General features: G+C 54.8%; 1 protein-coding gene. It reads left to right on the top strand.

The window, feature by feature from the left end; translation table 11 throughout:
• Window positions 1–558: helicase-related protein (locus J5224_RS34520; RefSeq protein ID WP_264629329.1), on the top strand; the 558-nt coding region annotated here is incomplete at both ends.

The raw sequence follows: 558 nt of genomic DNA, 5'->3' as shown, positions 1-558 counted from the left end.
AAGTTTGAGGAGTTTCAAGCCCTCGCGCCGCAAACCATCTATGTCTCAGCGACGCCCGGCAATTATGAATTGGAACATTCCGGCGATGATGTCGTCGATCAGGTGGTGCGCCCTACGGGGCTGCTTGACCCGTTACTGGAAGTCCGTCCGGTTGCGACGCAGGTGGACGATTTGTTGTCTGAAATCCGCAAACGCGTTGTGTTGAACGAGCGCGTACTGGTCACCACGTTAACCAAACGCATGGCGGAAGATCTCACCGAATATCTGGAAGAGCACGGTGAGCGCGTGCGCTATCTGCACTCGGATATTGACACCGTTGAGCGCGTTGAGATTATCCGTGATCTGCGGCTGGGCGAATTTGATGTGCTGGTGGGCATTAACCTGCTTAGGGAAGGGCTGGACATGCCCGAAGTATCGCTGGTGGCGATTCTGGACGCTGACAAAGAGGGCTTCCTGCGTTCGGAACGTTCCTTGATTCAGACCATTGGACGTGCTGCACGTAACCTCAATGGTAAAGCCATTCTGTACGGCGACAAGATAACGCCGTCAATGCAGCGC

The organism is Candidatus Symbiopectobacterium sp. NZEC135 (genome assembly GCF_025962695.1).
This window is presented reverse-complemented; position numbering and strand designations above follow the sequence as displayed.